Annotated in this window: 6 protein-coding genes; 2 read left to right on the top strand and 4 right to left on the bottom strand. The window is 58.8% G+C overall.

Annotation, left to right across the window (positions count from 1 at the left end):
* Positions 1–977: 977 nt before the first annotated feature.
* Genes RBT76_13025 through RBT76_13015 form a run of 3 tightly spaced genes read right to left on the bottom strand, consistent with a single transcriptional unit; the run spans position 978 to position 4,357 of the window.
* Positions 978–1,718 (bottom strand): succinate dehydrogenase/fumarate reductase iron-sulfur subunit, encoded by a 741-nt coding sequence (locus tag RBT76_13025; protein MDX9858708.1) that lies wholly within the window; start codon positions 1,716–1,718, stop codon positions 978–980.
* Positions 1,718–3,631, bottom strand: a complete 1,914-nt coding sequence (locus RBT76_13020) for a fumarate reductase/succinate dehydrogenase flavoprotein subunit (GenBank protein MDX9858707.1) — start codon at positions 3,629–3,631, stop codon at positions 1,718–1,720. Before RBT76_13020 ends, RBT76_13025 begins: the two co-directional genes overlap by 1 nt.
* Before the next feature lie 3 nt (positions 3,632–3,634).
* Positions 3,635–4,357 (bottom strand): succinate dehydrogenase cytochrome b subunit, encoded by a 723-nt coding sequence (locus RBT76_13015; GenBank protein MDX9858706.1) that lies wholly within the window; start codon positions 4,355–4,357, stop codon positions 3,635–3,637.
* A gap of 335 nt (positions 4,358–4,692) precedes the next feature.
* Between RBT76_13015 and RBT76_13010 the strand changes: the two genes are divergently transcribed.
* The gene (locus RBT76_13010) at positions 4,693–5,295 is read left to right on the top strand and encodes a hypothetical protein (GenBank protein MDX9858705.1); all 603 of its coding nucleotides are present in this window, start codon (positions 4,693–4,695) and stop codon (positions 5,293–5,295) included.
* Between the two features lie 47 nt (positions 5,296–5,342).
* Positions 5,343–6,122 carry a hypothetical protein gene (locus tag RBT76_13005; GenBank protein MDX9858704.1) on the top strand — a complete coding sequence of 260 codons (780 nt, stop codon included), beginning with the start codon at positions 5,343–5,345 and terminating at the stop codon, positions 6,120–6,122.
* Positions 6,123–6,126: 4 nt separating this feature from the next.
* Here the strand turns inward: RBT76_13005 and RBT76_13000 are convergent, their stop codons facing one another.
* Entirely contained in the window at positions 6,127–7,572 is a 1,446-nt protein-coding gene (locus tag RBT76_13000) for a T9SS type A sorting domain-containing protein (GenBank protein ID MDX9858703.1), read from the bottom strand.
* Positions 7,573–7,768: the final 196 nt, after the last annotated feature.

Raw genomic sequence — 7,768 nt, 5'->3', positions numbered from 1 at the left:
ATCGATCTCACAACGGGAGCATCGGTGACACTCCTCCAACCGGTGCAGAAACAGAAACTGTAACCAATGTCCTGACACAATATGTAACACATGTCTTGACACCGTACACCGTCTTCGAACCCGCCACATCGTGTGCCTGGCGTACTTGTCGCGTCATGGGCTACATTGCCGGACGCAATCGACACCTGACGGTGCTTCAATCCCGTGCGTAGTGTACGCCCCCGTGCACCACGGACCCTCAACTACATACACCCGGCGTAAGCTCTTGTAGGTCAGCTCCGGTCGCGGTTGCAGCCCCTGTCAGGTCGCGGCAAAACATTCGAGCGACCGGTGCTGACATCCCGCTATCTGTACCCTACCTGTCCGAACGCCTGTACCCCACCCATCCCGTGCCTGTGGCCCACCTAATTGTCCCGCCGCGGAGGGGCCGGCAGGTGGGAGTCTTCGATTTCGCAGGGGAGAGCATTTATCGAGATGCCCATCCCGCCTGCCGCTCCATCCGCCTGCGGTGGACTCCGCTAACGGTGGGCCTCAGATATACGTGGCCACAGTCCAACAGAACGCAGTTCTGTCATTCCCTCGAAAGAGGGAATCTATCCTTGAAAGGAGAGACAGAACGCAGTTCTGTCATACCGGCCCGCCTGCGGCGGGGTATCCAGCAGAATCGCTTTTTGCACAATCCGTAGGGCAGGACCTGAATCCGCCGCGACGCCTGTGCGCCGAAGCAGCGGATGAAGCGCTCCGGCCTTGGAAATACGCCCGACCTGCCTGTACCCCACCTATCCGAATGCCTGTGGTCCAGCTAAAGGTCCCGCCCTTGCGGGGCCTGCAGGTGGGACTCCTGAATTCTGCGATGGCGCTCCACACTTGCAGCCCCGCTCCCCCCCAAAAAAAGTGCCGTCAGGCGGTCTCCGCCCGACGGCACTGGGTTGGTATTGGTGGATACCCGTTCTCACGGGTATGACAAGGGATATCGCTCAGCCTTTCAACGCCTTGAAATACTCCCTGTTCATCTTGGCGATCCCCTTTACGCTGATCTCTTTCGGGCAAACCGCCTCACACTCATAGTAGTTCGTGCAGTTGCCGAATCCTTCCTTGTCCATCTGCGCGACCATCGCGCGCACCCGCCGTTCGGCTTCCACCTTCCCCTGCGGCAGAGCCGCAAGATGCGTGATCTTCGCCCCGACAAACAGCATCGCCGACGCGTTTTTGCACGCCGCAACACAGGCGCCGCAGCCGATACACTGCGCGAAATCCATCGCCTCGTCGGCGTCCGACTTCGATATCGGGATCGCGTTGGCGTCGGGGGCGCCGCCCGTATTCACCGAGACGAACCCGCCCGCCTGCATGATGCGGTCAAACGCCGAACGGTCGACCACGAGATCTTTGATCACCGGAAACGCTTTGGCCCGCCACGGTTCGATATAAATCTCGTCGCCGTCCTTGAAATGGCGCATGTGAAGCTGACAGACCGTGGTCGCACGCTCCGGTCCGTGCGGAATGCCGTTGATGACAAGCGAGCACGTGCCGCAAATCCCCTCGCGGCAGTCATGATCGAAATGAATCGGATCGATCCCTTTGTGAATCAGACCCTCGTTGACCACATCGAGCATTTCCAAAAAGGACATGTGCTCGTTGATGTCCGTGGCTTGATAGGTCTCCATCCGCCCTTTATCCCGGGCGTTTTTCTGTCGCCAGACATGTAAGGTCAGGTTCATTATTTGTAGCTCCTTGTCGCCAGTTCCACGTTCTCGAACTTCAGCTCCTCCTTGTGGAGCCGGGGCGCCTTACCCTCTCCCGCATATTCCCACGCCGCGACATAGCAGAAGTCCTTGTCGTTGCGCACCGCCTCTCCGTCCGGGGTCTGGTGCTCCTCGCGGAAATGGGCCCCGCAGGACTCATCGCGGTTCAGCGCGTCGTAACACATGATCTCGGCGAACTCCAGAAAGTCGGCCACACGACCGGCTTTCTCCAGCGACATGTTCATCTCGAGCCCCTCACCGAGTACATTGACGTCGCTCCAGAATTCCTCCCGGATCTTCGGAATGAGGGAGAGGGCCTTCTTCAGCCCGGACTCGTTGCGGCCCATGCCGCAGTAATCCCACATCACTTTGCCCAGCTCGCGGTGGAAATGGTCGACCGTTTGCTTGCCGCGAATCGACAACAGCTTCTTCACCCGGTTGTTCACGTCCTCTTCCGCCTTTTTGAACTCCGGATGGTCTGTCGTCACCTTCGACGGTCCGGTGCGGACATAAAAATCGCCGATCGTATACGGAAGCACGAAATAGCCGTCGGCCAGGCCCTGCATCAGCGCCGATGCCCCAAGCCGGTTGGCGCCGTGGTCGGAGAAGTTCGCCTCCCCGATCACGTGCAGACCGGGAATGTTGCTCATCAGGTTGTAATCGACCCACAGGCCGCCCATGGCGTAGTGCGATGCAGGGAAAATGCGCATGGGAACGGTGTACGGGTCCTCGCCGGTGATCCGCGCGTACATCTGGAACAGGTTGCCGTACCGGTCCTCGATGACACTCCGTCCCAGCCGCTTGATGGCGTCGGCGAAATCGAGATACACACCGAGGCCCGTCTCGCCGACGCCACGACCGTCGCCGCACACTTCTTTGGCGGCTCGCGACGAAATGTCCCTCGGCGCAAGGTTGCCGAAACTCGGATACTTGCGCTCGAGGTAGTAGTCTCGCTCACTTTCCGGAATCTCGTTCGGCGGTCGTTTGTCACCCTTGTTCTTCGGCACCCAGATCCGTCCGTCGTTACGGAGCGACTCGGACATGAGCGTCAGTTTCGACTGGTAGTCGCCCGACACCGGGATGCAGGTCGGGTGAATCTGCGTGAAACAGGGATTGGCGAACAATGCCCCCTTCCGGTACGCGCGGTGCGCGGCCGTCACGTTGCACCCTTTGGCGTTGGTCGACAAATAGAAAACGTTTCCGTATCCACCGGTCGCCAGAACCACCGCGTCGGCGGCATACGACTTCACCTCGCCGGTGACCATGTTGCGCGTCACGATGCCCCGCGCGATACCGTCCACCAGCACCAGTTCGAGCATCTCGTGGCGATTGTACATTTTGACTTTGCCCAACCCGATCTGCCGCGAGAGTGCCTGATACGCCCCCAGCAGCAACTGCTGGCCGGTCTGGCCGCGCGCATAAAAAGTCCGCGAAACCTGTGCCCCGCCGAATGATCGGTTGGCCAGCGTGCCGCCGTATTCGCGCGCGAATGGGACGCCCTGGGCGACACACTGGTCGATAATCTCCGAAGAGACCTGCGCCAGGCGGTATACGTTGGCCTCGCGCGAGCGAAAATCGCCACCCTTGATGGTGTCGTAAAACAACCGCCAGATCGAGTCGCCGTCGTTCTGGTAATTCTTTGCGGCGTTTATGCCGCCCTGCGCGGCTATCGAGTGGGCGCGCCGAGGAGAATCCTGGTAACAAAAACACGATACGTTGTAGCCCAGTTCGGCCATCGACGCGGCCGCCGAGGCTCCGGCAAGGCCCGACCCGACTATGATCGCGCTGTATTTGCGTTTGTTCGCGGGATTGACCAGCTTCATCTCGAACCGGTGCTTGTCCCACTTCTCCGTCAGGGGTCCCGAAGGCACTTTTGATACGAGCTGCATGACTTACATACCTCCCTGCGGAAGTTTGATCATCCCTGCCAGCACCGACACCGGCATCGAAATGTAGCCGAGAAACAGAATCACCGACACGGTTACGCTGATCCTGTCCAGCGTCGTCTGGAACCGGGGATTGTTGAGCCCCATCGATTGAAACATACTCGTAATACCGTGGCTCAGGTGATAACAAAGCAATCCGACTGCGATGACATAAAACAGCGATACCCAGACATTCTGAAATCCCAGTATCATCATCGAGTAAACATCATGCCGCCCCTGTGCATCAACCAGCGTCTTGAACGCTGGATTGGTGACTTGAAGCGTGAAGTGCGCCAGATGATACGCCACAAAGGCGAAAACTATCAGCCCTGTCCAAATCATTGTCCGCGACGACAACGACGCTTTGCGATACCGACGGTACGCGTACGGTTCGGGTCGCGATGCGACGTTCTCCAGCTTGAGCTGGATCCCCTTCCAGATGTGGATGACGATTATCGCGAACAGGATCGCCCGAATAATCCACAAAAGCGGTCCCAGATTCTTCAGGGTCTCGGCGTAGTGGTTTATCTGATCCTGTCCTAAAAAAATCTGCAGGTTGCCCACCATATGGCCGATCACGAACAGCAGAGCAAAAAGCCCTGAAACGGCCATGAGATACTTCTGACCAAGGGAAGTGCTGGTGAGGGCTTGGACAACCGTAGATGATCGAGACGTCGTAGCGGTGCTCATAAACGTATCCCTTATGGTTTATATTAGGCGAAAATAACCGCCTTCGTCTAGGCAGTCAAACGAAAAATGCGCCAAGAACTTAGACGGATATACCCGGAACCTTTTACCCTCCCGTCAAATGACGAAAATATCGGCCGCAACGCCCCATATAGGAGCCGTATGCTGCCCCCGCTCGGGAAAAAACTCGGCTCCGAACGATCCTCCGACGGGTATAAGGCCGAAAGACCGGACAGGGTTGACAGTACCGGACCAATGTTGTATTTTGGCCTTCCTTCGACCCCGTGTGTCACGGTTGCTGTAGAGAACTAATCGACCTGCAATAACAGGAGTCCTTCATGCGTTTACAGCGAGTAGTTTCGTTCACCATCGCGGCCTCATTGCTCGTGGCGGCGATTGTCTTCGCTCAGGAGAAAACGGCCAAATCCGAACTGAAACCGCCGGCCGTCGAACTTCGCCTGTCCGGCCCCGGAGCCGTTGACGAAGGGACCATCAAGAAGGGCCAACCCGTAAGCCTCGATTTGTATTTCTCGAATGACCAGGACCGCCGAGGATTCTCGATGGGCTTCAAGCTGTTCTCCAAAGATATCAAAAATATCGTCCACCTTCAGGACAGCGGCAACGGCCTCAATAAGGGCGGCGACGTCAAAGGATTCAACGGCTTCGAGGACAAGTCGGTGTTTGATCTCGGAGGCGTCTGGGTCAGCGAACGCAGCTGGGACGGCACGCTGCCCGACACCGTCGGATTCGGCGGCGTCACCGTGCGCGGTTTCTATGAACCCCACGATATGATGCGCGTCCTCTCACTCAACGTCAAAGTCATGGAACCCGGCACCCTTATGGTCGACAGCACCTTCTTCCCCCCGGGCGGGTACTGGAAGTACGGCAACGACGATAAGGCGGCATGGGGCGGACCCTATCTGTTCAGAGTCGTCGACTAAACTCGTACACCACGGGGCCCGCCCCTCGGCGGGCCCTTTTTTGTGCCATGAAGTTGCTTCGCCACATACTCGCGACCGCCCTGGTCGCATTCGGCTCCCCCGTCGTGGCGGCCGACGATTCGGCTGATACCACCGGCGCCGACCCTAGGGTCACCCTGTACCTGCCCCGCGTCACCGCGACCGCCGACAGACCGGTCGACACGGTTAGCGTGACTATCCAGACTCGATCAACCGAGGTCGCGGGCTTCGACCTCAAAATCGGCTGTGACTCCCGGCTCGTGTCCATCATCGAGATTCTCCCCGGCGAAATCCCCGACTCCTGCGACTGGGAATACTTCAACTCCCGGGATCTGTACGACCCCATGGATCCCCAGCGCCCCTCCTCGCTGTGGAAAATCGTCGCCCTCGCCAAAGCCACACCCGGCCCCGAGCCGCCCGCCTGTTACGGCCTCGATCGCCGCGCCGGCATTGTCGATCTCGTCCTGAGTTATGAACCCGACGCCTTCGCAACCGATACCTCGGTGTCACTCTTCTTCTACTGGGAAGACTGCCGCGATAACGTCGTTTCCGACAGATCCGCGACCACCGCCCTCGTCTCCGACAAAGTCTACAGCTACGTCGGCGACGCGCTCGATGCCGGCGACGGTTTCCCGTCGCGGACCGGCACCCCCCGTCAGTGCGTCGATATGACCAAACGAAATCATGCCCGCCGCATCGTCGACTTCCACAACGGCGGCGTTGCATTCAGTCTTATCGGGGATGAACTGTTCGATTCATCCGGCGCCACCCCGGCGGTCGCCGACTCGACGACCGACACGCTCGAGTGACGGCTCACTTGAGATAGATGAGCTTGATTATCTGCGACTGGGTGCCGGACCGCAACTGCGCGAAATAAATCCCGCTCGCCTGCGGATCACCCAACTCGTCCGTGCCGTCCCAGTGGTACTCGAATTCGCCCTCCGCGAATACCGATTCCACCAGCCCGATAATCTCCTGCCCCAGCACGTTGAAAATCTTCAGGCTCAGCCGCTGTGGCTCCATGTTCGTGAAGCGCAGTTGCGTGGTTCCGTTGAACGGATTGGGGTAATTCTGATGAAGCTCAAATGTCGGCGGCAGCTCCGGCTGAACCGGTACCGATGATGCGCGGGCTCCCGGTACCGGTGAAAACGAATACACCACCAGTGTGTCAGCCGCAAACCCCGCCACATGGACCCTCGGCCGCGAATATGCCGTCTCGAAAATCGTCCATCGGTCCAGCCGCCGATCGATCTCAACCGAGTCTATCACCTCTCCCGACCAGGTGTCGAGTACGACGAGTGATTGACCCTCGAACAGCCCCGCTATGTGGTGACGATCCCCCGCGATAAACGTGAATCGGCCAACCGCCATCTCCCGGTACCAGATCTCACGCGGCACGCCGCCCGTCAGATCGTAACTGCCGATATGGGGCCGCGGACCGGGATACAAACCCGCCAGATCTTCCATATCCCCGGAAATTATCAGCTCATCCTTCGGAATCCACGGCAGAAAATCACCCACCAGCACCGTTCCCACCACAACGTCCTCGCCCGAACGGCTCAGAATAACACGATCGTCATCGGTTAACGCCGCTACCGTCGCGCTGGCCCGCCCTGCAGCTCCCGCTCCGACCACCAATACGGTTTCCAGGCCGCCGTCGTCGACAAGATCGCCCACCGCCATGCGTGACGCATCCTTGCTCTGCAGTTCCCGCCGAAGATCCGTGCTGAGTACGATCGACAGCGTCTGTACTCCACCACTCGCCGTTTCGTATTCCACCTCAGCCTGGATTCCCCTCGCCGCGTTGCCCGGTTTAACGATTGACAACCGCCCGGCACGCACCGATGAGGCCATCTGCTCGGGGGTGTCGATCTGGATCGCCGCCACGAGTTCTGCTTCGCGCCGGTCCACTCGATATCGCCGAATCTCCAGCGCGTGCTCGTCATCCTCGCATAACAAAACATATACCGAGATGGCGCTGTCGGCGTCTTCCGTGTGCGCAACAGCCGCAACCGGAGACAAGGACTGCGGTAGAACTATCGGGTCATCGCTCCACCGATCGATCACGATACGCTGCGCACTCGTGTCGCAGTAGACGAATCCGTCAAGCTCTCCATCGGTACCGATCAGCGGGGAAGCAGATATAGGTGCATCACCGACCGGCCACACGTTCCGATACACCAGATCGTATGTTCCGGCCGCCGCGATATTCAGACCTATGAGAAAAGACAGTACAAACGCCGTGAGCACTTTTGCCATAGGCATGTCCCTCGAGTTTACACTAAGGACTCACGACGACGACACATTGTAAAGTTTTAACACCAGGCCCGCGGCGCCCACCCATGGGAAATGCCGTAATATCCTGTCCGATAGGTGGTTGAACGCTTGCGAATAGTGTTGACTTTGCACCGCCCCCGCGTATTTTGTCCCAAAACTCTCCGCCGGCGGGTTGCGG

It is taken from the genome of Candidatus Zixiibacteriota bacterium (assembly GCA_034003725.1).
Classification (GTDB): Bacteria; Zixibacteria; MSB-5A5; order GN15; family FEB-12; genus WJMS01.
This window is presented reverse-complemented; position numbering and strand designations above follow the sequence as displayed.